The sequence below is a fragment of the Gillisia hiemivivida genome (assembly GCF_007997295.1).
GTDB classification, from domain to species: domain Bacteria; phylum Bacteroidota; class Bacteroidia; order Flavobacteriales; family Flavobacteriaceae; genus Gillisia; species Gillisia hiemivivida.
In genome coordinates this window covers 1-25245 of the sequence record NZ_VORY01000026.1, presented here as the reverse complement: position 1 = coordinate 25245, position 25245 = coordinate 1, and the positions used below count along the sequence as shown (strand labels likewise).

Sequence of the window (25245 nt, the reverse complement as noted above, 5' to 3'; positions counted from 1 at the left end):
GGTATCTGCAGGTATAATAGACTACAATGCTAAAAGTTCACGAATGTTATAATATTAATTTGATCGCGACTACTTGTTTCAAAAAACTGGTTCATATAACCCAGCTCTAGTCTTATATTCTTATTTAAGTGATAGCCAATACCACCATAAAGCCTATTTCTATCAAATATCGAAGATTCTGTGTTTAGAAATATTTCATTATAGGCTGACAGATATAAATGTTTGCTATCATTATCCGCTTTCACTAAGGGGATGTTCAGGCTTAAAAAATATCTGAATCGCATTTTATAATCCTCTTCAACGAAGCGCTGTTCAAAACGATAGCGATGATTTATTTTTATAATTCCTACGTTTTGTTTTGAAGTGAATTGTTGAAAAATGCGATGCTCATTTATCGATGTTTTATTGTCACTATTATCTACGTAGTTTTCAGATAAAATATAGCCATAGCCAATTAAGAAATTGTTGTTACCCTCATTGAAAGTATAACCTAATCCTGTTCTTAGTAATAATTGCTCCAAATCTCCAATGGCATTATAGTTTCTATATTGAACTTCATTGTGGATATTCCAGTTTTGATTTATCTTTTTATTTCCAATATAAATTAGCCAATTCCCAAGATTACTATCTTGGCCACTCGCTAAAAAAGGTAAAAGAAAGGCTAATAAAAAAAAGTATTTCTTCATTTTATTTTGTTTATGAACCTAAAAAGAAGGTCTATTTGTTAATTAAATAAAGGCAAAAAAGAAAGAGTGGTCATTTACGCTAAAAAGGCTAATTCAAAGCAATTAAATTATTTTGACCACTCTTAAATCAATTTATTCAAGGAATGTCACTTTCCCAGTGGAAAGGTCATAGGTTGCTGCCACAACTTCTATTTCACCATTTTCCTTCATCTCTACCAGCACAGGGCTTTGAGCTAGTGTTTTTTCAATGTTCAACAGCACGTTTTTGTCGGAAACTGCGTCTACAAAATCATCGTTTTGTGAATTTCTAAGGGATTCGTCCTTTGGTTCTACCACCGCATCTACAGCGGGTTGTATGTTTTTGAGCATAGCCGTCAAGTTTCCAAGTTCGGCCTTATCAATAGCGCCTTTAATAGCACCACAATTTTTGTGACCCATAATAACAACAAGTTTGGCGCCAGCTACTTTGGTGGCAAATTCCATACTTCCAAGTAAATCTTCGTTAACGAAGTTTCCCGCCACACGGCCAACAAAAACATCGCCAATACCTTGGTCAAATAAATCTTCAACTGGAATGCGGCTGTCCACACAACTAAGTACAATAGCTTTTGGATACTGCGATAATGCCGTTTTACGAATTTGCTCTCCGTGGTTACGGGTAGTTGTTTGTTGATTCACGAAACGTTCGTTACCGGCTTTAAAATCATCAATCACCATTTGTGGCGTCAATCTTTCCTGAACTTCCTTCGTCATTACATGAGTTACCGTTACAGGTTCTTCAATTTTTTCTTGGGTGCTTACAATTTCTTTCTCATTCTTATTTTCTTCTTTACAAGAAAACAGCACTGCGATGCTTAATACCATCATTACAGCAAATGCTAATTTGGTTTTTATTCTTTTCATTTTTAGTGTTTTAGAGATTCACTATTATAAGTGAACTGATCAAATATAATAATTACTATTAATAATGATAGTAAACCTATCATAAATAATTATTAAACTTTCAAAGTATAGCCATTACTATGAATTTCAATTGCTAATTTTGTGTCTGAATAGAGTAATTATGGGTATCGAAATCAAAATAGCACTGAACGAAGGTCTATACTTAAAGGATCCACAAGATTCAGTCTTGGGCAGAAATATTATCAAGCATAGTATTTTGTTGTTGAGCGATCTAGGTTTCGAAGCCTTTAATTTTAAAAAGCTTTCCCTGGAAATTGGAAGTACAGAGTCCTCTGTTTACAGATATTTTGAAAACAAACACCTAGTGCTTATCTATCTGGTTTCGTGGTATTGGGAATGGGTAGCCTATTTAATTAGGATAAACACATTAAATATCAATGACCCAAAGAGAAAACTTGAAATAATTATCAACTGCTTTGTTTCTGCATCCTTTGAAAACCCCAGCATTGACTATTTGGACAAAAGCAAACTGCACAGCGTGATTATAGCAGAAGGTATAAAAGTCTATCGCACAAAAGACGTGGATGAGGAATACGGAAAAGGTTATTTTAGAAATTACAAGCAACTTATAACGACGGTTGCTGGGGTAATTTCAGAAATCAATCCCACATTCCAGTATCCCTATGCTTTGGCCAGCAACCTATTTGAAATGTCCAACAATCATATTTATTTCGCAAAACATCTTCCAAGACTTACAGATATATCTGTTTATGGAAATACCGTGGATGAAGTAGAAATAATGTTGAATTATTTTACAGATAAATTATTGTCCTAATAATTTATTCCGACAGGTGAGCAGCTTACGAGAATCAATAGATTTTTTATATTTTTTATTGTCCATCTCATTTTTGTATTTGAAGGTCTAATTAGATCTCAAAAGTTCATTTTGAAAAGCTTGTAAACTGTTTCCAGAAACTATGTTCTGCCCCAATTCTAATAAAGCACGTTCTATGGCACCTAATACTGCAAGTAGATCATTTGATGATACCGAGCCCATATGACCTATTCTAAAATAGGAGGTTTTTATTTCTGAAAGTAATCCACCAGCAACTATAACATCACTACTAGCTATTTTTGAAAGTAATGCCGCGCCATCAATTCCTTTTGGATAGTAAACTGCTGTAAGAGTATTAGCTGCTATTTGTTTTGTTTTTGGTAATATTTCAAGGTCTAGTGCAGTTATTCCAGCTCTAAAGGCTTTTGCTAAAAGTTGATGTCTTTTCACCCTTTTGTCCATACCCTCTTTACATATAATTTTCAAGCTAGTTTCTAATGCAACAATTAAATTAACTGCGGGTGTTCCGAAATAAGAAGGTCTTCTTTCTTCGTAAGCGGTCATTATAGGCAACCAATTATTCCAATCTGCGTAATAATTGCATACAGGCGTTTTTCTTTTTTTCCAAACTTCCATCGCTTTTTCCGATGCCATTAAAAGCGCGAGTCCTGGAGGCACACCAATGGCCTTTTGAGAACCGGTTAAAACAACATCAAGCCCCCATTCGTCTTGGTTTATTTCTTCGCCTGCAACCGAGCAGACGCCATCTAAAATACTTAAGGTGTTATATTTCTGGGCTAATTTCGCAATAGGTTTCGGATCCACCAATATTCCAGTTGAGGTATCTACATGTGTAATAGTCAGCGCTTTAAAACTCCCGGTTTTAAGCTCTTTTTCAATTGCTTCTAGGGGTACAACTTCGCCTAAAGGAGCTTCTAAAATAGTTGTATTCGCACCATAACGATCCAAAATATCTTTAAAGCGTTTACCAAAATATCCTGTGGAAATAACCAATACACGATCCCCTTGTTCTATAAGATTGGCTGCTGCCATATCCATAGCTAGTGTACCGGTTCCTGAAACTATAAATGCTTGTCCTTTTGGCGACTTCCATACTTTTCTCATCAGTTCAAGGCTATTACCAAAAACCTCAATAAAATCTGGGGCTACATGACTAGTAGTAGACATGCCCAATGCTTGTAATACCTCTGGTTCAAACTCAATAGGACCAGGAATCATAAGTAATTTTCTACCTTTCATTTATCCTTTAATTTATTTCTTCAAATTAAGTTTGCTAACAAGTATCCCATCTGTATCTACATAAATATAGTCATCTGAATTAAAATAAACACCTCCAATTTTAACTGGAATATCTATTTCTCCAATATTGCGTTTAATACTTTTAATCCCTCATTGAGGGTTTAATTCCCCGAGACTTGCCTCGAATTTTTAAAAGTATTTTCCAATTCATACCTCGTGGGCTTGCCCCGAGGTTCTTGATTTGGAGAAGTATTTAGAGCTCTTATACCTGTTTACATGGAATTAATTAGTTGACTATCACGAATACACCCATTTACAATAATGCCATTCCAATTATTATGTATTGCCAGTGCAGCTAGCTGATCACCTATTAATGCACAACGCAATGAACCACCCCCGTCTATGACAAGTACTTTGCCTTTCCCGTTAGATTCTAATTGTTTTCGCACTAAGGAGTTGTCTTCAAACAACTTTAGAGTTGTGATTTTTCCAAAAAACGCTTTTTTCTTTCCAAAATGATTAAAAATTGAGTCAACACATCTTAGAAGTTCTTCATACTCATCCCAAAGGTCTGCTGTTGTAAACATACTACAAGTAGTGTTTAATTTACTAATATTGACTAAGGCAACACTTTTATATGTTGCCTTGATCAATTAGTAAAATAATTATTTATCTAGAACAAGTTCTGGCTTTGCTTCAGTTTCTTTGATTTCAAACTGATTACTTGTATTCTTTTGTCCTCCTGCTTTTATAGCTTTATCTCCTGCAAAGAAGCTTTTGTGATCATCTCCTAGGTCTGAACCTGCCATTCGTTGATGTTTTACACAAGAAACGCCTTTGCGAATTTCTTGTCTTTGAACACCTTTTACATAAGCTAACATGCCTTCTTCTGCAAAATACCCCTTTGTTAAATCGTTCATATGAAGAGCAGTAGTATGATAGGTTGGTAACGTAATTAAGTGATGGAAAATCCCTGCATCTCTTGCACCATCAATTTGGAACGTTTTAATTTTCTCGTCTGCACGATGACATAATTCACTACCATCATATTCTAAATCCATTAAATTATTTCTATCATAAGCGGTCATATTTTCGCCTTCAGAAAGCATTTCTTCATATGCTTGATTACGGAAGTTTAATGTCCAGTTGAAAGATGGGGAGTTATTGTAAACCAATTTCGCATTAGGTACTACTTCTTTAACTCTGTTTACCATATAAGCGATTTGCTTAACATTTGGGGTTGGTGTTTCAATCCATAAAAGATCTGCTCCATTTTGAAGACTTGTAATACAATCTAATACCACTCTATCTATATTGGAGCCATCTTTAAATTTATACAAACCATTGGATAATCTTACAGGACGTACTAATTTCCCATCTCTTTTTAGAAGAACATCATCTTCTTTAGCATCTTTTACGTCAATTTCTTCAGCTTCTACAAAAGCTAAATATTGAGAAGCTAAATCTCCAGGTTCTTGACTAACAGGTAATTTTTGAGTTAAGCTAGCTCCTTCAGAATCTGTTCTTGCAACTATAACTCCGTCATCTACTCCTAATTCTAAAAACGCATATCTAATTGCATTTAATTTTGCAATAAAATCTTCATGAGGTACCGTAACTTTTCCATCTTGATGCCCACATTGTTTAGCATCAGAAACTTGATTTTCAATCTGAATAGCACAAGCTCCAGCTTCAATCATTTTTTTGGTTAACAAATAGGTCGCTTCTTCATTTCCAAAACCAGCGTCAATATCTGCTATAATAGGCACTATATGGGTTTCAAAATTATCTATTTGATCTTGCACATCTTCTCCTTTTTCAAGTCTATTAAATAGATCATTTAACTCAATAGCATCTGCTTGACGTAAGAAATCATAAATTTCTTTTATTAATAAAGGTACAGCAGTTTTCTCGTGCATAGATTGATCTGGCAATGGTCCAAATTCTGAACGTAATGCGGCTACCATCCAACCAGAAAGATACAAGTACTTTTTACTGGTCGTTTTATGATGCTTTTTGACAGCTATCATTTTTTGCTGCGCCACAAAACCATGCCAGCAACCGAGTGATTGAGTGTATTTAGATGAATCTGCATCGTAATCTGACATATCTTTTCTCATAATGCCAGCTGTATATTTAGCGATATCCAAACCTGTTTTAAAACGATTTTGAGCAATCATCCTTGCCGCGCTTTCAGAATTGATTGCATTCCAGGTTTCTCCGTATTTTTCTTTAAGGTTTCTAACCGTGTCTAGTGCAGATTGATAATTACTGTGAGCTAAATTTTTCATAATTTTGTAATATGTTATTTATTATTAATAATTAGATCCTGTTGATTGTTGCCGCAATCGCAGGATTGTTTTTTATAGGTATTGATAGGCGGGAAGCGTTAAAAATTCTTCAAACTTTTCTGATAACACTAATTTGTCAAAAAGCGCTATAGCGAGTTTAAACTTGGTATTTTTAATAGTGTCAACTCCAAACTCTTTTAATATTTTTTCGACTTCATCGTTGAATAAATCGATGTACAATTCTATATTAAATTTTCGTCCATCTTCCAGTACAACTTCGTTTTTTAACCATTGCCAAAGTTGGGTTCGGGATATTTCTGCAGTGGCAGCATCTTCCATTAAGTTGTAAAGCGCTACAGCACCTTGACCTCTCAACCAAGCTTCGGTATATAAAATACCTACGTTGATGTTTTTTCTAATTCCGGCTTCGGTTACAGTTCCTTTTGGTATTTCTACTAAATCTTGTTCTGTAATATTGATATCTTCACGAGTAACGTGTAACTGGTTTGGTGATGGCATGTGTTTGTTGAATTCTTCCATAGCTACTTCAATTAAAGCTGGATGCGCAACCCAAGTACCATCGTGACCATTTTTAGCCTCTCTTTCTTTGTCTTTTCTTACTTTTTCTAAAGCAACAATATTTGCATATTCATCATTTTTAATGGGAATTTGAGCTGCCATTCCACCAATGGCGAGGATACCACGTTTATGACAACGTTGAATCACAAGCTTAGAATACGCATCCATAAAAGGAGTTGTCATAGTAACCTGATCACGGTTTGGCACCACAAAGTTTGGATGGTTTCTAAATTTTTTGATGTATGAAAATATATAATCCCAGCGACCACAATTTAAACCCACAATATGATCTTTAAGTTCAAAAATGATCTCGTCTAGCTGAAAACTTGCAGTAATAGTTTCTATAAGAACAGTTGCCTTAAAAGTTGCTTTAGGAACCTCTAAATAGTCTTGAGCAAAAGTAAATACATCATTCCACCAACGTGCTTCTAAATAATGCTCTAGCTTTGGCAGGTAGAAGTAAGGTGCCGTATTGTTGGAAAGTAAGGTTTGAGTATTGTGAAATACGTAAAGGCCAAAGTCTACCAAACTTCCAGAAGTTTCTTCTTCGTTTACTAGAATGTGTCTTTCGTTTAAGTGTAAACCTCTGGGTCTAACCATTAAAACTGCAGTTTCTTGATTCAGTATGTAGGATTTACCTCGTTTTGAATCTACCAATGAAATGGTTTTATTGTTGGCATCAATTAGATTTTGTTGACCTTCAATAACATTTTCCCAGGTAGGAGCAGTGCTATCTTCCAGATCTGCCATAAATGTTCGTGCTCCGGAGTTCAATGCATTAATGATCATTTTTCTATCTACAGGACCTGTAATTTCTACACGTCTATCTTTTAAATCTTCAGGAATGTTACCCGCAGTCCAATCACTTTCCCTTATAGATTGAGTCTCTTGAGGGAATTCAGGTAAGTTACCTTCATCAAAAACCTTTTGCTGTAACAATCTCTTTTCCAAAAGTGAAAGTCGTCTCGCATTAAATTTTTCATGAAGTGCGGCTATAAAGTTTAAAGCATCTTCTGTAAGAATTTCTGGATAGTAATTACTTACATCTTTTGAAAAGTTTAGTTTAGGTAGTTTTAAAGTTTTGTGTTCCATGGTCTTATTGTTTTACAGGACAATATTAGAACAAAGTTTTCTAAAAAACAAGCGAACGTTCGCTAAAAGTATATATTCGCAAAATAAGCATGTTCGCAAAATAGCGTATATTTGTGATTATGAAGGAAGATTATATCAAACTAATATTTGGGTTAAAGTTAAAGCAGATAAGGACTGACAACAAATTATCCTTATTTGGATTGTCTAAACTTTCGGGTTTATCTAAGTCTTATTTAAATGAGATTGAGAATGGTAAAAAATATCCGAAACCAGATAAAATAGCGATACTTTCCGAAAAATTGGATGTGCCGTACGACCAAATGGTGTCTTTAAAATTAGATAAAAATTTAGCACCTATTGGAGACCTGTTGCAATCTAAAATACTAAAGGAAATTCCTTTGGAACTCTTTGGAATTAAGGAAAATACTTTAATAGATATTGTCGCTAACGCTCCTGCAAAAGTAAATGCATTTATAAGTACTATTATTGAAATTGCACAACATTATAGTTTTAGCAGAGAAAGTTTTTTTCTTGCTTCATTAAGGTCCTTTCAAGAAGCAAATAATAATTATTTTGATGATTTAGAACAAAGTGTTTTGAAATTTGTGAAAGCCTACCAATTAGATTTACGCCAAACGGTTTCCTCAAAAGATTTGGAAGAAATTTTAATAGAGGAATATGGATATTCTATTATTGAAAATGAATTAAGTAAATATGAAGCTTTAGGGAATTTACGTTCAGTTTTTGTTCCTAAAACTCATACTCTCTTATTGGCAAATGGGATTGATGAAGCTCAGCGCACCTTTATATATGCAAAAGAACTTGCATATAATTTTTTAGAAATCAAAGATCGTTTGTATACATTTCCTTGGATAAAGTTTGAAAGTTTTGACCAAGTTCTCAATAATTTTTATGCCTCATATTTTGCTGGAGCGCTTGTTATTCCTAAAGATGAATTAACATTACAATTAGAGACAGTTTTTGAAAAAGAAACTTTTGACAAAGCGCTATTTCTTCAAATTTTGAAAGCTTTCAATACTTCACCAGAATCATTCTATCAACGTTTAACCAATATCTTGCCTAAAGCATTTAATATTAAGAATTTATTCTTTTTAAGGATTACACATAAAGCAGATTCCGAAAAATTTTACTTAAACAAGGAACTTCATTTATCACATCAGCATTCACCTCGGGCCAATGAAACCAATGAGCATTATTGCAGACGTTGGGTGTCCTTGAAAGTTTTAAAAGATATTAGTATAAGTAAAAATTCTCATGAATTTGATATTCAAATTTCGAATTATCCAAGCCATGATACAAAGTATTTAGTACTCTCATCTGCTACGAAAGATCCTTTTAGAAACAATCAATATAGAAGTATAAGTATTGGGTTACTAATTAATAAGCAATTGGAGCGCAAGTTGAAATTTTTAGGCGATAAGACTATTAAAAAACAAGAGGTTGGTGTAACCTGCGAACGTTGCGCTATTAAAGACTGTGAGGTAAGGCAAACATCGGCAATTTATTTAGAGAAAAAAGCTAAGAATAAAAAGATAGAAATTATTGTTGAAGAATTAAACGCTAAGTTTTAGACTTGGCTGTCTTGTCCTGAAATATGGTTATAGGTTAAATATTGATTTAACTTTTTATCTGCAATATAAATTAGCAATTCCCAAGATTATTGTCTTGAGCTTGAGCAAAAAAAGGTAGCAATCACCCTAGAGTTAATGCTACCATCTTTATTTTAAAACTTAATTTAACTTTCTTATTATTTTTATTTATTCATAAAAATCAACTGTACCTGTATTAATATCGTACATCGCACCTATAATTTTTATCTCACCATTGCTTTGCATTTCTGAAAGAACATCACTCTCTTTCATAATTCTATCTATTGAAAGCTGAACATTTTTTGCTGAAACATTATCTACAAATTCTGAATTTGAAGAGTTACGTAAACTAGCATCTTTTGGTTCTTTTACGGCTTCTACTGCTGGTTTAATTTTAGCCAGCATACTTGTTAAATTTCCAAGTTTTGCATCGTCACAAGCACCTTTTACCGCCCCACAAGCTGTATGGCCTAAAACAACAATTAATTTAGTTCCAGCAAGTTTGCAAGCGAATTCCATACTTCCAAGGATGTCCTGGTTTACAAAATTACCTGCTATACGCACACTAAAAACATCCCCTAATCCTTGATCAAAAACTAACTCGGCTGATACTCTTGAGTCTATGCAGCTTAAAATGGTAGCAAAAGGAAATTGCCCCTCGCTGGTATCATTTACCTGCTCCAAAAGATTTCTATTCGCTTTTAAATTGTTTTGGAATCGAACATTACCTTCTCTTAAAAAGTTTAATGCTTTCTCCGGGGTCATTGTAGCTTGTGTCTCTTTTGTATGTGCTTTCATAATTTATGTATTTTAATTAACAAGTTGTTTTATGCTGATTTAGGTCTTAGTTTAAAAAATTCAATATAGCTTGGTGGGTTTTCAACGATACCTCGCTCTGAAATTAATTTTATGTTTATGTTTCGTTCCTTAGCCTTAAATGCGAAGTCCTCCAAAATTTCTATAATGTCATTGTCTAAGTACCTGGTTTTTCTAACGTCCAACTCTAAATAGGAGTTCTCAGGTAAGCTTTCTAATTCCTTAAGAATTGCACCTTTGTTAAAAAATGTTACCTCTTCTGCTAAGGTCATTTTAATGGTTCCGTCGTTTAACTCTTCACCTTCCTTATGCAAGAAATGAGAGTTTTGATAACTCTTTATTAGTATAACAACAATTCCCACTGCCAATCCTAATCCTATTCCGTAAAGCAGATCGATAAATACAATACCTAGAACCGTTACTGTAAAAGGTATAGATTGTTTCCAGCCTAAATCGTACATTTTTTTAAATAAAGCTGGTTTCGCTAACTTATATCCTACAATCAATAATATAGCAGCAAGTACAGATAGTGGTATCATATTTAATAAATTTGGAATCACCACTACAGAAATTAACAACAGAAACCCGTGGATAATTGCCGACATCTTGGTTCTTCCTCCCGATTGAATATTGGCAGAACTTCTTACAATTACCTGAGTAATTGGTAATCCACCTATCATTCCAGAGATGATGTTACCTGTGCCTTGGGCTAACAATTCTCTATTTGTTGGAGTTACATTTTTGTGTGGATCTAGTTTATCTGTAGCTTCAACACAAAGTAAGGTTTCTAAACTTGCAACCAAAGCAATAGTAAATGCAACAACCCATATTTCTGGATTCGTAATAGCTCCAAAATTCGGAAAACTGAATTGACCTAAGAATGAGGAAAAATCTTCTGGTACAGGTACGCTAACTAAATGAGATTGAGTAATAGCAATTGTATCGTTGGATTTTGTTACTAAAAAGAAGATAATTCCTGCAGCCACAGCTACTAACGGACCTTGTATTACTTGGAATACTTTAGATTTTTTGGATAATACTTTATCCCATAATAATAAAATGGATAAACCTATAATACCGATTAATGCAGATCCAGGCCGAATATAATTCACCGTTTTAAATATTTCGGAAATAGTGTTTTCTCCATCTATTTGAAAGAACGCAAAATCACCTTGAGGATCGGCATCGTATCCAAAAAAATGAGGAATTTGTTTAAGAATAATTATAATTCCTATTCCAGTAAGCATCCCTTTAATAACAGATGAAGGAAAATAATATCCTATGATACCAGCTTTTAGAATCCCAAAGAGTAGTTGTATAGCACCACCTAAAACAACTGCTAACAGAAAATTCTCAAATCCCCCTAAAGAACCTATAGCTGTTAAAACAATTGCTGCTAATCCTGCTGCAGGTCCGCTTACTCCAATATTTGATCCGCTTAAGGCACCAACGATTATACCTCCAATAATTCCAGCTATTAAACCTGAAAAAAGTGGTGCTCCACTGGCTAAGGCGATACCTAAACATAGAGGTAATGCCACAAAAAATACCACAATACTTGATGGTATATCACTTTTTAAGTGTGAAAAAATATTAATCTTCATAGTCCCATTTTTCTTAAATTATTAAAATTTTAGCTGTAAATATAATAAGACTTTTTAAAACAATAGTAATACTATCATAAAAAATTGTTTTGCTTTTGTATATTTGAATTTTAATTACAACTTTGTTCGATTTTCGAATCTGGTTTTGGATACATTTAACAATGAGTTTACAAATAAGATTTTCTTTAAACGACGGTTTATACCTTAAGGATCCACAAGATTCAAAACTTGGAAAAAATATTATTCAGCATAGTATTCTCTTAATAGATGAATATGGTTTCGAATCCTTTACTTTTAAAAAGTTAGCAGAGAGAATAGGTTCAACAGAAGCTTCCATCTATCGGTACTTTGAGAACAAACATTTGTTATTAATATTCTTAGTTAATTGGTATTGGGAATGGGTAAGCTATCTTATAAAAGTAAATACCATGAATGTTAGCGATCCAAGGATAAAACTGAAGATCATTATACATTCTTTTGTTTTTGCACCTAAAGATAATCCCGGTGTAGAATATGTTAATGAAAGTAAACTCCATAATATTTTTATATCAGAAGGGGTCAAAGCATATCATACAAAAGATGTAGATAAGGATAATTCAAAAGGATTTTTTAAAAGTTATAAAAGTTTAGCCAATTCAGTTTCCAATATTATTTCGGAGATCAATCCGCAATTTAAATACCCCTACGCGTTAGCCACTAATCTTTTTGAAATGTCTAATAACCATATTTATTTTGCAAAGCATCTTCCAAGGCTTACAGATATATCGGTTAATGGGAATAATGTAGATGAAGTGGAAACAATGTTGAATTATTTTGCTGATAAATTATTGTCCTGATCATTTATGTATTATTCAGGACGATAAATCTTTATTTCTTGCAAGTAGCGGTTTTAGTAAACCCAAGCAGAGTGGAGTAGGGGAATGTCCTAAAAGTTGCCCGGATTGTCGCTTTTGTTAGTTTCATAATTAATCTATAAAACATCGCTTATCATTCAATTGCCTGCTATTTGTGATAGCAGTTGTTAGCTCCTGTAGCTTTTTATTCCAATCATTTCGTTTTAGCTTTTCTTATTTTTTATTTCTCAAAGCTTATTTCATAATTGAACTATAAGAACTTTATCTTTTTGTATTAAAGATGAAAATTAGAAATAATCTTTTAAAATTTTGTTTAATAAAAAGTTAATAACGTTAGACAAAACGAAACTTTAGTATATATTTGTAAAACAATTTAATATCTAAAACTAGAAATGATGAAAAAATTAGTCCTTATTTTAACAATTCTAATGACTGTAGCCTTATCTAAAAATGTTGCTGCACAAGAAACAATAGTAGATGTTGCCGTTGGCAATGAAGATTTTTCAACTTTAGTTACAGCATTAACTGCTGCCGATTTAGTTGGTGCTTTACAAGGAGATGGACCATTCACCGTTTTCGCTCCAACAAATAGTGCTTTCGCTAAAATTGATTCTAATGCATTGAACTCTCTATTAGAAGAAAAAAATCAAAAAGCATTAGCTAATATCTTAACTTATCATGTAGTATCTGGAAATTTAACTGCAACAGATGTAGTAGCTGCTTTAAAGAAAGGAAATGGTATGGTAGAATTGGAAGCATTAAATGGTCAAGTCTTAACTGTAATGCAAAAAGATGGTAAAATTTGGTTGAAAGATGTAAATGGTAATTATAGTGAAATTGTAGCTACAGATGTAATGGGCAGCAATGGTGTAATTCACGTAATAGACACTGTAGTAATGCCTAAGTAATGAATGTTTTGTAAATAAAAATGAAAGCCTCGATAATTCGGGGCTTTTTTATTATGACACTATTTTTTTAAATATTTCAATTAGTATTGTCCGGTAAAAAATTCAGGATTTCGATGAGGCTAGAAGAAACGTGGATTAAGAATGTTTTCAATGTTTAGGAGCTTGCTATTAGAACACAGAATTATTTTTTCCTTTTTGAAAAATTTATACAGATTAAAATAATGATTTTCAATTAGTTGGAAAAAAGTCTTACGTCTTGAATCTAGTAGCGCAGCGATCTTATATCTTTTGTCAGACGACAATATATTTCAATATCTGATTTTCCGATAGCACCCGATGTTCTGTATTTTGATAGTTTCAAGTTTTGTTCTTTATTTTTTGCTTTTTTGATAGTCAGTTTTGAGTAAAGAGTAAATTTCACTATCTAAGTAATCCCCGTTATAGTAATAATTCTCTCTAAAATAGGCTTCTTTTTGAAATCCCATTTTCGTCAATATTGCTCGAGAATTGTCATTTTGGGGATTAATGTTTGCTTCTAAACTATGAAGTTTTAAATCACTGAAGCCAAAATTGAAAACATTCAGCATTGCCTCTTTCATAAATCCATTTCCCCAAAATTCTGGTTTCAACGTATATCCGATCTCTGCTCTAGAATTTTTATTATCTATTTTGAAAAACGCAAAATCACCCATAAACTTATTGGTTGATTTTTCAATAATAGCCCAAAAGATTCCAGTTCTTTCTTCGTACATTTTTAATTTGTTAGAAATAAAGTTTTCAGAATGTTGAATGGTCATTTGTCTTTCTGAATCCATATAAATCATAACTTTTTCATCCGAACGAATTAATTGCACTTCAGCTGCATCTGTCAATTCCAACTTTCTCAGAATTAGCCTTTCACTTTCTAAACTTGGAAAATTATTAAAGTATATTTCATTAATCATATGCCTTGTAGCTTATCTGATGAAAATGCATAGTAAAAAAGATCTTGGTTAACGCAATTAGCGTGGATTGGGGACACGACCCAGTAGCTATTGGAATTGTTGGCTTACTTTTTTGTTACTGGGTCTCTAAAATATCACTTTTCATTGGAAGATCCACTATTTGCCCTAATCGATGTTACCTGCTTTGGCAACAGCTTTGAGCAAGATTGAGCGATTTTGTATTGCTTTGCTTCTTAGTTAATATTTTTAGCAATTCATTGGAGTGGAGTAGGAGATAGCTTGGTGGTCTTTGAGCATAAGCACAAATCTTTCTATTTAGTCTTTATTAGTTATGTCTTATAAACAGTGAGGTGCGTTTTTTTTTATTTCAAAGATATTCAACCGATATGCAATAGTAATCAGTCTGCTAGACAATAGTTCACATGAATATGTTACCAAATTGCCAGTAATTTGGTTCATTCTATAATTTCGTAGTCAATACTTAATTTTCGCAAAGCTCTTAAAGCAGAACCAGTATTTTTATCTTCCATCTCAATATCTACAGCGTCTCCTTCTAGGAGGAGATCTGTAAGTTCATTTGACAATGATTCATCGATGTTAGTTGAAATTTCTGCAATACAATTCGCTATCGCTCTTCTATCTGGTCTCTGAGCATGACAGGACAATAAGTTTAATTTCATATGTTGATATTTATTGTTTTATAATGGTCTCTCGAAAGCTATCTTTAGCAATTCGCATATCTTCATCGGTGTTTTTATCCTATTGGCGTTATGCTCATTTCATAATAATACTTTATTAATGCAATATACTAGAGTTAAGTTAAGTCTGGATTATACTTATACTATTATTCTTTTTTTGTTTCTAATTTTCACTTACACGAAACTTTCATTTTTAAAATAGTCCAAAATTAATCCCGCTTATTTTAAAGATTAATAAAGTTATATATAAGGAATTGCACATAATGTAATTGGATGTCAACTGTTTAAATTGGTGATATCTGCAGTCAAAAGAAGTTTGTTTTTTGGATTCTACAGTAATTACAAAATGACACTATCTTTTGTTTAACATATAATAAAATCAAATAAACAAATAAAAATAAATATTTAGATTTAATGATTCTATAACCTTATTTTTGCTATGCCATGAAACTAACGATCAAAGAGGTTTTCTTTTTATCTAGACCGAGATTCTGGATGTACGTCCTCGGAACTTTTCTTGTTGGTGTTATTTCTTCAGGAAATCTGTTCTTGTATGATGATAGCACTACGCTTCTTTTAATAGCGTTTGGTGTATTTTTTTCCTTGCCAGCAAATGTTTTTATCTACGGTGTTAACGATATCTATGATTATCAAACCGATATCTATAACGACAAGAAGATAAAATACGAATCTGTATTAAAACTGGAAAAACATAAAAGCTTGTGGATCATCATAGTCCTTTTATTAATTCCTTTTGTGCCATTATTTTTTATGGTTAATGTACCCACAAAACTCGCCTTATTGTTGTTTTTATTTACGGGGCTATTTTATTCCGCAAGGCCTGTAAGAGCAAAAAGTAAACCCCCTTTAGATGTCCTTTTTTCGGCAATTATATATGTTTCCCCGGCACTAGTTGGATTTTTCATCACAGGAAACACCAATATACAATGGTTAGCTGTACTTGGCGGTCTTATTTGGGCCTTTGGTATGCAAACCTATTCTGCTATTCCAGATATTGAAGCAGATAGAAAAGCCGGAGTGAATACACTAGCAATTATGCTTGGTGAGAAAAAAGCCTTATGGTTTTGCCTAATAGCCTATTTCATCTCTGCATCTATTGGATTTTACTATGTAGGTTTTATTGCAATTGTCTTCGGTATTGTTTATATCTCTATCGTACTACTAAGTATTAATAATATTTCAAAACTATTTAAATACTATACCTACTTTCCACTTATCAATGTGCTTACAGGAGCAATATTGTTTTTCTATATGTTTTTTAATGAAATAATGTAGTTGAGGCTACAAGGATTCTAAGGGTTTAGAGGTTTTAATCTTTTGAATACGTTTATAGACGAGTTCAGCCGAAATCAAACAGATAGGCATACCAATTCCCGGACTTGTACCAGCACCAACATAATAGAGGTTTTTAACCTTTTTACTATAGTTTAATGGTCGTTTTAGTGTTTGTTTTAATGTATGCGCTAATCCTAATGCGGTGCCTTTATAGGCATTATAATCCCTTCGGAAATCATCACTCCAGTAAGACCTTTCATAAACGATATATTCTTCAATTGCTGGTAGATTTAAGTCCGTTTTCATCAGATTTAAAATTTTTTGACGGTAACTTTCCATATCAGTTTTGGAAAGCCTTAAACCAGGAGGAATTGGCACCAGAACAAATAAATTATCAGTTCCTGGTGGCGATAAGTCTGGATCGGTTTCCGTGGGCTTACAGATATAATAACTAGGATCTTCCGGAAGTTTAGGCGTATCAAACAGCTCTTTGAAATTTTGTTTCCAATCTCCACCAAAGCGTAGGTTGTGATGACTTAAAATCTCTAATTCTCTATCCAAACCAAGGTACATAATAAACGCACTCGGACTCAAAACTGCCTTTTCCCAATATCGTTCAGGATAGGTTTGCTGACGCTTCTCAAGTAAATGGGTTTCCGTAAACCATAAATCGGCATTGGAGATGATCAAATCTGCTTCTAAAATAGTCCCATTTTCGAGTTGAACACCTGTAGCTTTTTTGTTTTCAACTATAATTTTTGATACAGGCATATTTGTCATAAACTGTGTACCATGTTTTTTATTTATAGTTACTAATGCCTTTACAATCTCATAAATCCCGCCTTTAGGGTAGTAAACACCCATATTGAAATCTATGGCATTCATGATATTATACATCGCAGGTGTTTTTGCAGGATCAGAACCTAAAAACACCAATGTATATTCTAATATTTTTTTAACACGCTCGCTTTTAAACCATTTATTTAAGTAGGATTGCATGGTTTGAAAAGGATTGAGTTCTATCCCTTTTTTAATCACATCCCATTTTAAAAAATCTAATGAGAACCCTAGATTTCTATACATAAAAGTATCTTTAGCCATCTCATATTGCTCACCAGAACGTTTAAGGTACTCTTTGATCTTAGGCGTGATGCCTGGCTCTAACTGCTCAAAAAGAGGTAAATCTTTATCCAGATCAGAATGGATATCGACTATAGGTAATTCTTTATCATTAGAAAAAAACACACGGTAAGAAGGAGAGAGCTTTACCAGATCTAAATGTTTAGTAATGTCTTCATCGAGCAATTTGAAATAATGCTCAAATACATCTGGCATTAGATACCAGGAAGGTCCCATGTCAAAAGTATAACCCTCGGCTTCAAAAATATTAGCACGACCACCAAGATTGGCATTCTTTTCAATGACAGTGACGTCATAACCAGATTTAGCTAACAACGCAGCAGAACCTAAGCCTCCAATTCCAGAACCGATAATAATGATTTTCTTTTTCAATTATATAAAAATAATGAAGCCTTAAGTGGTGTGAAATTATTTAAGAAGGAATTATGAAAGTTGTTCAAATTTGCTGTGAAATAAAAATCCTGATAATTTGATAATTAGGATTTTTAATCTCCATATTAATAATTATTCTAGACTTAATACCAATATGTTTTAGTTTAATTCTTAATACCTAATTAAAGACCATAAGCCTTTAGTTTTAAAGGTTTTGCTCACTTGTTTTTTACAGTTTTATTTTCTCCTCTCGAGATTGATTTTAATTAACATTTTAATTTATAAATTTAGATTTCCAGTTATTTGAGTCGTTAATGTTTTACGTAAATCTGCTAAATTCCGTTTGAGTGAGAAATTTCGCAACCGAATTAATTGAGCTTAACAATCAATCTATCTTTATATTTTCTTGAATTCAGTTAGTTTGAGTTTATTCAATTACGAACTTTAAAATTAATAATATGAACAGTATAATCGCTAAGGTAATTCCAGTTATTTTCTTAGTGATTTTGTTATAAAATGATCTCATATTTCTTAGTTTTAAATATAGTTTCCAGTTTTACAAATAAAACCACGTTCTAATTTCATTAGAAAAGAAAATCTAATTGGAAAAATGCTGTCCATAATGTTGTCCCCAATGCATAATTCTCGCATCAATTTGTTCCAATGTTGGACGTGAATAAATTCCGTAAGCACATACTATTAGTAGAATTAAACATAGTATTAATAGAATTGTGTTCAGGTTTAAATTTTTCATATGTCATTTATTTTGAATTCGTTCTGCAATGAAAGACAACGGTCTTGATCCGTATGTCAGCCGTATTTTTTTAATTCTATTAAGTTTTTTAAACTAAAACATTTTATTTGTATAAAAACTTAAACCATTGACCAAAATTTTTACTTATTAGGAATGATCTTGAAGGCTTTAATTTCTGATAATCTAGATTGCGAGATATTTCAGTAATGGATTTACCTTCTACATAATTTAATTTTTTCCATAATTCAGGTTTGAGATAAAATAGATTTTCAAACTTACTATAATTGGATTGGTTTATTTTTCGCCATTTATTTAAAAATTTATCAATATCTACTTGATGTGAATGTCCCCAATTGGTAAATTTCGTCCGAATTTCTTCTTCACTACGCGATAAACATTCATGTATCACTAGACTTGGAATATAGATTACTTGTTTTTTGGTGTTTCTGCCAGTTACATAACTCGGATAATTAGTAGCAAATTTTTGATTTCGTGGTTTGGATACATATAAAATCCCATCTTCTGTATATTTATATAAGTTTACATAATATCCAGCTATCTGAATTTGATTTTTTTCTGGATTATTTAAATATTTATTTCTGAGCTTAAGTTCTTCCGTAAATTTCTTGAAGTCTACGAAATATTCATCACTATCTATTTGAATTAACCAATTGCCTATTCCCATTTTCGAGGCTAACATTTTTCTTTCTTTTACCTCGTTTTCCATCGCATTCAGATTGGAATCAAAAAAATCATCTCTATAAATTGTTATCTTTTTTTCAATATCAAAAGATTTGAGCCAAAGAAAAAAGCTGTCATCAATTTCAAAATTTCCACCTGACCATGTTCTTAAGTTCTCGTCAAGGGCAATTGTGATCGAGTCGGCTTCTTTATAAACTAATGGTATTGAATTTTTTAATAACTTATGATCATAAGACATTAAAAAACCAACTCGAATTTCTTTCATTTAATTTACTTCGTTTGTTTTCAATTTTCTGTTCAAAAATAACATCTCTCGGTTTTGCTTTCCACAAGTGGCCTAGAGTTGGAACACATAGCGCTATCTATTGGGATTGTTGGCTTAGCTGTTTGTTAATTTAGATCTAAAACATCACTTTTAAATCAAACGCTGCTATTTGGGATATTTGATATTGTTGCTAGTGTTTATAAGAATTTTATAATTGGTACTTCAATTTCACCTTTCCTTGAGTCGCTTTATACGGATCAAAAGATATATATTTATTCGACTCACCATAATAATCAAGTCTGACTTCCTCTTCAAAATCTCCGATGAAATAGTAATAGCTTTCTGGATTTTCGATTTTGACGGGGCTTATACTCAATCTAATTTTATCATTTGAGTAACCTTTAATTTTAGCATAAAAAACTGAATAGTTTTCATCAGGATTTGGGATTAAACTATCGATGAATTTTTTATCGAAATTATCAATTGTAACTTCTTTTTTATCAGTTGAATCCCTCATTGAGGGTTTAATTCCTCGAGACTTGCCTCGAATTTTTAAAAGTAATTTCCAGTTGATACCTCGTGGACTTGCCCCGAGGTTCTTGATTTTTCACACGAACTCAACAATATTAAAATCGTAAATAATCTGACATAATTCTTAATCATTTTTTGCATCTTAGAAATTGTATGTTTCTGCAAATAAAGTCTACGAGTTTGTATTTGGCAAGTAGCGGAGAAAAAAGCGAGTGCCTTCATTCCATGTTAAAGCCAGATTTTTGTTTTTGAGTTCTATCTTTTTTTGTTTTAAATGACTAATACAAAGATTGACAGTTTTCTAAATAAACCGAAATTTTTGGCTTATAAAAGAACACTACTATTTGTTATATCAGGTGTTCTCTACTGTACCGACATGTGCTACCTGTAAACACCAAAATGAAAGCAGTTCTCAACTTAATCACGCCTTGGTTTCCCTTAGAGTTGCTTATGAATGAACTTTAAAATCACAATCCCGAAACAAGAGGGAGCCTCTTTTCTTTCCGTGCGTTTATAGCTCGCTTAAGCCCTGAAATAGCACCATGATGAATCCCTTCGTGAAAATTGTTGAAAATAATGGCTTCCTCAATGTTTTTCAATGTTGAACCAGAGTTTGCCGTGTAGGGCTGGTAGTTTTTGAAAAGCCCATTGTGCAAATCAATCCTGGTCTGGTTTATCGCAGGTATAAGCTTTGATTTTAGGTATTCCACATCCATTTTGTCTATGTTTTTGGTGGGTTTTGTTCCTTTTTTGTAGTTGGTGATCCATTCCTCTGAAATCAAGGGAGTCTGACCAGAAAAAACATAGACATACATTTGCTGGTTTGCGAGCGTATGCGCGATATTCCAAAATATATTGTTGTTGAAATCTTCAGGAATGGCATTAAGCTCTTCCAAAGAAAGGTCTTCCAGATAGCTTGTTAGTATCTCATGATTTTTCAACGTGATACCTAAAGTGTAATTCATACTATGAAATTAATACAAAAGTAGGCTTTTCAGTTGGGCCAAGTTGACAGATTAAAAAAGAAATGATATTACCGCCAATTTTACTCATTTATGTTGAGAATCAATGGAGCAAATATTTAAGTCAATTTTTTACACACATTTTATTGATTGTGTTTCTGATGGAATAGTTGTGGTTGTCTAATATATGCTGCAAAAATTGTAGCCAATACAATAATAGCTACAACTTCAAATGGCTTCTCTTTAGATATATGAATAAAAACTATAAATGTCATATATAATGCTAAAAGAGTCGTTCTCAAAATTATAGTTTTAATCAAGAACCTTGTGGCAAGCCCGCCCGAACGGTACGGGCGGGCCCACGAGGTATGTCCCGATGGTTCGGGAGGAAAATACTTTTAAAAAATCGAGGCAAGCCCGCCTGAATGTTTCGGGCAGGCCTCGGGGAATTAAACCCTCAATGAGGGATTAAATAAGAACAAAGCAGTTGCTATAAGTAGAATAATTCCAACGATAATTATTATCGTATTATTTGTAATAATTTTATCCATTTGATTGGAGTGAAATATTTTTCCTAATCCGTTTTGGATAAAAATCATAGATATCATTATAGAAGGTAGTCAAATTAAAACCGCCCGAATTATTTTTTTAATTCTCATGTTTTGTGGATGTTAGCAAATGTTTTTAAATTCTGTCTGGCCAGATGTTAGGTAATTCTCCACTGAAACCCATTTCTTGAAGCTTATTAATGAGTTCCATTTCTGCTGTTATCAATTCAAAATCGAACAGATTCATGTTTTCTTGGATTCTTCTGGGTGATGTAGATTTAGGGATAACAATTACATCGTGTTGAATAATCCATCTCAAACAAACCTGTGGAACAGATTTGTTGTGTTTGTTAGCGATTGCCTTTAACACTTCATTTCCAAACACTTTTCCTCTTGCCAAAGGCGACCATGATTCAACTACTATGTTTTGTCTTTTACAGAATTCTACTAATTCCTGTTGCCAATAACCTGGATGAAATTCTATTTGATTAATGGACGGAATCACATTAGCTGTTTGAAATAAAGCTTCTAAATGTTCTTGAAAAAAATTACTTACACCAATAGATTTTATTTTGCCTTCAGCTTGTAATTCTTCCATTGCCCGCCAAGTATCGGCATTGGTTTTTTGCCAATTGTCATAATTTTTAGCATTAGCAGGCCAGTGTATTAAGTACAAATCAATGTAGTCTAGATTAAGTCTTTTTAGGGATTTTTCAAATTCTATTTTAGTTGATTTATAACCTAAACTCTCACGCCATAATTTGGTGGTTATGAAAATATCTTTTCTTAAAACTCCACTAGCTTTGATTCCTTTACCAACAGCTTCTTCATTCCCATAAATTGCTGCTGTATCGATTAGAGAATAACCATTAGAGATAGCAGATATGACCGATTCTATTCCCTCTTGATTCTGAGATTTGTAGGTTCCAAATCCTACTATCGGTATTATATTTCCATCATTTAAGATTAAGTTCCGCATAATTTTTCAGTCAATTTCTTAAATTAAGTTTGTTTTTTTGAATTTACTAACTTGTTTAAAATGACAGCCATTGGGGCTTGGATAATCTAAGTATCTTAGCGTAGGGCCGAGTACCGGTAACTATCGGGATAGTAGGCTTAGTTGTGTTTTACTTGAGGACTAAAATATCACTTTTCACTGGAATACCTACTATTTGCTGGTAACTGATGCTGGCACTGGTTGTTATAAGTCATAAGCGATGTAAGCTTGATTGATTACTCTAAATTCTGCAGCTTCATCTAATACATTTTCAAATGCTTTGTAATCAATCCAAACAAATCCATCATTTCCCCATTCATTTCCCCATGAGTTTACAACTTTGAAGGCACTATAGTCATCAGAATACCCAATCACCAGCATTGCATGACATCTTTCTAAGCTGTAATTAACAAGATGTTCTCTGTATGCCGCTAAGCCAAAGTTATCTATTTTGCCAAATTCAGAAGATAAATATGCTCCAATTATTACAGGTGTCTTTTCATTAATTAAAGCTTTCATTTCTAGCACCATATTTTGTCCACTTAAACTTTTATAGTCACTAATTTTATATGTAGATGCTAAATCATTTTGTTCTTCATTTGGCTGTAAACTACAACTGGTGTCGTTATAAGGAAAAGAAGCTAATGAGCAAACACCTTTATCTTTTAATAATTCCAGTGTTTCAGTAATTTGAGTTCCTAAACAATTGCCTTGAGCTAACTGATTGTACGTGTATGCCGGACTCATTGTACTTGTTGTTGTGAAAGGCTGATTATTGGATTCTATCCCTTCTTGAAGTGATTTCATATAATAACTAATCGCCCAAGAAACACAGGAGCCTTGCTGACCTTGATTTCCTATTGGCGGCAATAAATGGGACAAGTCGTAACTATCAGGTAAATTATTAGGAATCACATAATTTACAAGCAAGTTATTATTATCAATTTTATATTCTCCATTTCCATTGCATATACTACCAGTAGCAAATTCGAGTTCTTCAATTTCAGAAGGTAATCCTACGGGTTCATTTTGACATGAACATAAGCATGCAACTATAAAGAAAAGAATTAGTCTGTTCTTTCTCATTTTTTTTAGTTTTATTTATTTCCAACGGTCTAGGTTAACACAAGTGGCGTGGAGTAGAGACACGTCCCAGTTGTTATCGGGATTGTCGGCTTAGTTGTTTGAAACCTGAAGTTTAAAATATCACTTTACATGGGAATGCCCGCTATTTGCTTAACGATGTTACGTACTGGCATTATTACGATTTATAGTTTCTACAACTATTTTTTCTATTTCTTTTTGTTTAAACCCAAACCAACTTTCTCGGTACTCTGAATTGTCTATTAAATATTTAAAATTCTGAAATGGTTTCCTATTTGTCAAAGCTTCATTTAACTTTTCTTTAAAATGATTGTCTGTAAGCTCATCTTTGAAATTCTCCATTATTTAAAATGATTCGAAACTTTTTAAAACCTCAATTTTTATCAAATTCTTTTTCTGCTTTTTTATTTTTTCAAAATCATCTTTAAAAACCTCTTCAAAATAATCTTCATCCCCCATTCTTAAGTCGGCGCTGGGAATGCAAATTAATAATTTTGTTTCTGGATTATAGTAGCAATCATTTCCGCAATCTAATTCTTGCGCTATATTGTTTATAATATTTTGTTCAGATTTATCCATAAAAGCATCCGTATTTATCTTCTTGAATGATTTCTAAAATTTTATTTAAGTGCGAAGAATTAGGAAATGGCTCGTATGATTCCCATTTTAAATTTCCGCGCATCCAATATAAGTTCCAACTATTTTTGGATTTATAATATCGAATTTTCACAAATGGGATATGTTGAATTTCTTTTGGTTTATCCCATTCTGGTCTGATTTCGAAAATCTCGATAATTTTACCATCATAGGAATATCCGAAATCAAGTTTTTCCCTAATTTCAGGATCTTCTGGTCTTAAGGATTCAACGAATTTTTTTATAGTCGATTCGTTTATGTCGATAATATCTTTTTTCATAGATTTTTCTGTAAACCGCTTGCAAATAAGGTTTATGTATAAGATTAGTTGCGTGTTTAAGCAACTAATTTAGCAAAAAAATAGAGCGAACCAGAGGAAATTCCGAAGGGATTTCCAAGTAGGCTAGAACCAAGCAATTAATTTTGCAGGGTGTTACCACACGTTATTATTCAATTTGTATTCAACTGTCGCTTTTATTTTTCCACTTTCATTTAAAGGAATTATTGTAATTCCACTTTCTTAATCCCTCATTGAGGGTTTAACCCGCCTGACCGGCTGGGCAGGTTCCCCGAGGTCTGCCCGAAAAGAATTTCATTCAGGCGGGCTTGCCTCGAATTTTTAAAAGTATTTTCCTCCCGAACCATCCTATCGTGTGGACATATCTTTATGAATGGTCCACCCTTCCATTGCGGCTTTAAAATATTTCAATCCTATCCATAGGGTTGTTATCCCTGGATGTCTTTTGCTTTCATACCCTTTCCAACCACCAAGTCTAGCTATCGCCCAAACATATCTTTTCAGCTCTTTTTTCTTATAGTGGTTTTTTTGTTTCTCTGTTTTACCTTCCAGACTTTTTA

Annotated in this window: 26 protein-coding genes and 1 pseudogene; 5 read left to right on the top strand and 22 right to left on the bottom strand. The window is 32.9% G+C overall.

What is annotated here, in order from left to right:
- Nucleotides 1-29 precede the first annotated feature (29 nt).
- Both ES724_RS14920 and ES724_RS14915 read right to left on the bottom strand, forming a co-directional pair.
- Nucleotides 30-686 carry a DUF2490 domain-containing protein gene (locus ES724_RS14920; RefSeq protein ID WP_146934386.1) on the bottom strand — a complete coding sequence of 219 codons (657 nt, stop codon included), beginning with the start codon at nt 684-686 and terminating at the stop codon, nt 30-32.
- 132 nt (nt 687-818) lie between these two features.
- Nucleotides 819-1589: a carbonic anhydrase family protein gene (locus tag ES724_RS14915; protein WP_146934383.1), complete on the bottom strand. Its 771-nt coding sequence runs from the start codon at nt 1587-1589 to the stop codon at nt 819-821.
- 160 nt (nt 1590-1749) lie between these two features.
- On the opposite strand from ES724_RS14915, the gene ES724_RS14910 reads away from it, so the two are divergent.
- Complete coding sequence (locus ES724_RS14910) at nt 1750-2424, top strand: TetR/AcrR family transcriptional regulator (protein WP_146934380.1); 675 nt, start codon at nt 1750-1752, stop codon at nt 2422-2424.
- Between the two features lie 87 nt (nt 2425-2511).
- On the opposite strand, the gene ES724_RS14905 is transcribed toward ES724_RS14910, so the two are convergent.
- The 5 genes from ES724_RS14905 to aceB all read right to left on the bottom strand — a co-directional run bounded on the left by ES724_RS14905 (nt 2512) and on the right by aceB (nt 7646).
- Complete coding sequence (locus tag ES724_RS14905; protein WP_146934377.1) at nt 2512-3684, bottom strand: pyridoxal-phosphate-dependent aminotransferase family protein; 1173 nt, start codon at nt 3682-3684, stop codon at nt 2512-2514.
- A 12-nt stretch (nt 3685-3696) separates the two neighbouring features.
- Nucleotides 3697-3810: an RraA family protein gene (locus ES724_RS17040; protein ID WP_415686331.1), complete on the bottom strand. Its 114-nt coding sequence runs from the start codon at nt 3808-3810 to the stop codon at nt 3697-3699.
- Nucleotides 3811-3956: 146 nt separating this feature from the next.
- Complete coding sequence (gene rraA, locus ES724_RS16935) at nt 3957-4271, bottom strand: ribonuclease E activity regulator RraA (RefSeq protein WP_146934375.1); 315 nt, start codon at nt 4269-4271, stop codon at nt 3957-3959.
- A gap of 78 nt (nt 4272-4349) precedes the next feature.
- A complete protein-coding gene (locus ES724_RS14890) occupies nt 4350-5975 on the bottom strand; it encodes an isocitrate lyase (protein WP_146934372.1) in 1626 nt (541 codons plus the stop codon).
- Between the two features lie 72 nt (nt 5976-6047).
- Entirely contained in the window at nt 6048-7646 is a 1599-nt protein-coding gene (aceB, locus tag ES724_RS14885; RefSeq protein WP_146934369.1) for a malate synthase A, read from the bottom strand.
- 119 nt (nt 7647-7765) lie between these two features.
- Here aceB and ES724_RS14880 point away from each other — a divergent pair, with 119 nt between their 5' ends.
- Nucleotides 7766-9238 carry a helix-turn-helix domain-containing protein gene (locus ES724_RS14880; protein WP_146934366.1) on the top strand — a complete coding sequence of 491 codons (1473 nt, stop codon included), beginning with the start codon at nt 7766-7768 and terminating at the stop codon, nt 9236-9238.
- A gap of 186 nt (nt 9239-9424) precedes the next feature.
- Here ES724_RS14880 and ES724_RS14875 read toward each other — a convergent pair whose 3' ends face one another.
- Together ES724_RS14875 and ES724_RS14870 are read right to left on the bottom strand one after the other, a co-directional pair.
- Complete coding sequence (locus tag ES724_RS14875) at nt 9425-10054, bottom strand: carbonic anhydrase family protein (protein ID WP_146934364.1); 630 nt, start codon at nt 10052-10054, stop codon at nt 9425-9427.
- 29 nt (nt 10055-10083) lie between these two features.
- Complete coding sequence (locus ES724_RS14870) at nt 10084-11676, bottom strand: SulP family inorganic anion transporter (RefSeq protein WP_394345076.1); 1593 nt, start codon at nt 11674-11676, stop codon at nt 10084-10086.
- Nucleotides 11677-11837: 161 nt separating this feature from the next.
- Between ES724_RS14870 and ES724_RS14865 the strand changes: the two genes are divergently transcribed.
- Both ES724_RS14865 and ES724_RS14860 read left to right on the top strand, forming a co-directional pair.
- Nucleotides 11838-12512, top strand: a complete 675-nt coding sequence (locus ES724_RS14865) for a TetR/AcrR family transcriptional regulator (RefSeq protein WP_146934361.1) — start codon at nt 11838-11840, stop codon at nt 12510-12512.
- A gap of 413 nt (nt 12513-12925) precedes the next feature.
- Nucleotides 12926-13438 (top strand): fasciclin domain-containing protein, encoded by a 513-nt coding sequence (locus ES724_RS14860; RefSeq protein ID WP_146934358.1) that lies wholly within the window; start codon nt 12926-12928, stop codon nt 13436-13438.
- Nucleotides 13439-13809: 371 nt separating this feature from the next.
- Here the strand turns inward: ES724_RS14860 and ES724_RS14855 are convergent, their stop codons facing one another.
- Both ES724_RS14855 and ES724_RS14850 read right to left on the bottom strand, forming a co-directional pair.
- On the bottom strand, nt 13810-14382 hold the full coding sequence (locus ES724_RS14855; protein WP_146934356.1) for a GNAT family N-acetyltransferase: 573 nt from the start codon (nt 14380-14382) through the stop codon (nt 13810-13812).
- Between the two features lie 455 nt (nt 14383-14837).
- Entirely contained in the window at nt 14838-15062 is a 225-nt protein-coding gene (locus ES724_RS14850; RefSeq protein ID WP_146934353.1) for a hypothetical protein, read from the bottom strand.
- A gap of 462 nt (nt 15063-15524) precedes the next feature.
- On the opposite strand from ES724_RS14850, the gene ES724_RS14845 reads away from it, so the two are divergent.
- Nucleotides 15525-16376 carry a prenyltransferase gene (locus tag ES724_RS14845; protein ID WP_146934350.1) on the top strand — a complete coding sequence of 284 codons (852 nt, stop codon included), beginning with the start codon at nt 15525-15527 and terminating at the stop codon, nt 16374-16376.
- A 6-nt stretch (nt 16377-16382) separates the two neighbouring features.
- Here ES724_RS14845 and ES724_RS14840 read toward each other — a convergent pair whose 3' ends face one another.
- The 11 genes and pseudogenes from ES724_RS14840 to ES724_RS16550 all read right to left on the bottom strand — a co-directional run.
- The gene (locus ES724_RS14840) at nt 16383-17888 is read right to left on the bottom strand and encodes a phytoene desaturase family protein (protein ID WP_026839708.1); all 1506 of its coding nucleotides are present in this window, start codon (nt 17886-17888) and stop codon (nt 16383-16385) included.
- Nucleotides 17889-18745: 857 nt separating this feature from the next.
- Nucleotides 18746-19609: a hypothetical protein gene (locus tag ES724_RS14835; RefSeq protein ID WP_146934347.1), complete on the bottom strand. Its 864-nt coding sequence runs from the start codon at nt 19607-19609 to the stop codon at nt 18746-18748.
- Between the two features lie 208 nt (nt 19610-19817).
- Nucleotides 19818-20126 carry a hypothetical protein gene (locus tag ES724_RS14830; RefSeq protein WP_146934345.1) on the bottom strand — a complete coding sequence of 103 codons (309 nt, stop codon included), beginning with the start codon at nt 20124-20126 and terminating at the stop codon, nt 19818-19820.
- A 481-nt stretch (nt 20127-20607) separates the two neighbouring features.
- The gene (locus tag ES724_RS14825; protein ID WP_146934342.1) at nt 20608-21105 is read right to left on the bottom strand and encodes a DinB family protein; all 498 of its coding nucleotides are present in this window, start codon (nt 21103-21105) and stop codon (nt 20608-20610) included.
- Nucleotides 21106-21245: 140 nt separating this feature from the next.
- A complete protein-coding gene (locus tag ES724_RS16555) occupies nt 21246-21404 on the bottom strand; it encodes a hypothetical protein (RefSeq protein WP_155827879.1) in 159 nt (52 codons plus the stop codon).
- A 382-nt stretch (nt 21405-21786) separates the two neighbouring features.
- Nucleotides 21787-22629: an aldo/keto reductase gene (locus tag ES724_RS14820; protein WP_146934339.1), complete on the bottom strand. Its 843-nt coding sequence runs from the start codon at nt 22627-22629 to the stop codon at nt 21787-21789.
- Between the two features lie 222 nt (nt 22630-22851).
- Nucleotides 22852-23733 carry a C1 family peptidase gene (locus tag ES724_RS14815; RefSeq protein WP_146934336.1) on the bottom strand — a complete coding sequence of 294 codons (882 nt, stop codon included), beginning with the start codon at nt 23731-23733 and terminating at the stop codon, nt 22852-22854.
- Nucleotides 23734-23892: 159 nt separating this feature from the next.
- Complete coding sequence (locus tag ES724_RS16815; RefSeq protein WP_246136890.1) at nt 23893-24093, bottom strand: UPF0158 family protein; 201 nt, start codon at nt 24091-24093, stop codon at nt 23893-23895.
- 3 nt (nt 24094-24096) lie between these two features.
- The gene (locus tag ES724_RS16810; protein ID WP_246136889.1) at nt 24097-24330 is read right to left on the bottom strand and encodes a hypothetical protein; all 234 of its coding nucleotides are present in this window, start codon (nt 24328-24330) and stop codon (nt 24097-24099) included.
- Nucleotides 24323-24667: a DUF3024 domain-containing protein gene (locus ES724_RS14805; protein WP_146934333.1), complete on the bottom strand. Its 345-nt coding sequence runs from the start codon at nt 24665-24667 to the stop codon at nt 24323-24325. Before ES724_RS14805 ends, ES724_RS16810 begins: the two co-directional genes overlap by 8 nt.
- A gap of 366 nt (nt 24668-25033) precedes the next feature.
- Nucleotides 25034-25245 (bottom strand): annotated as a pseudogene (locus ES724_RS16550) (hypothetical protein); the annotation flags it as partial.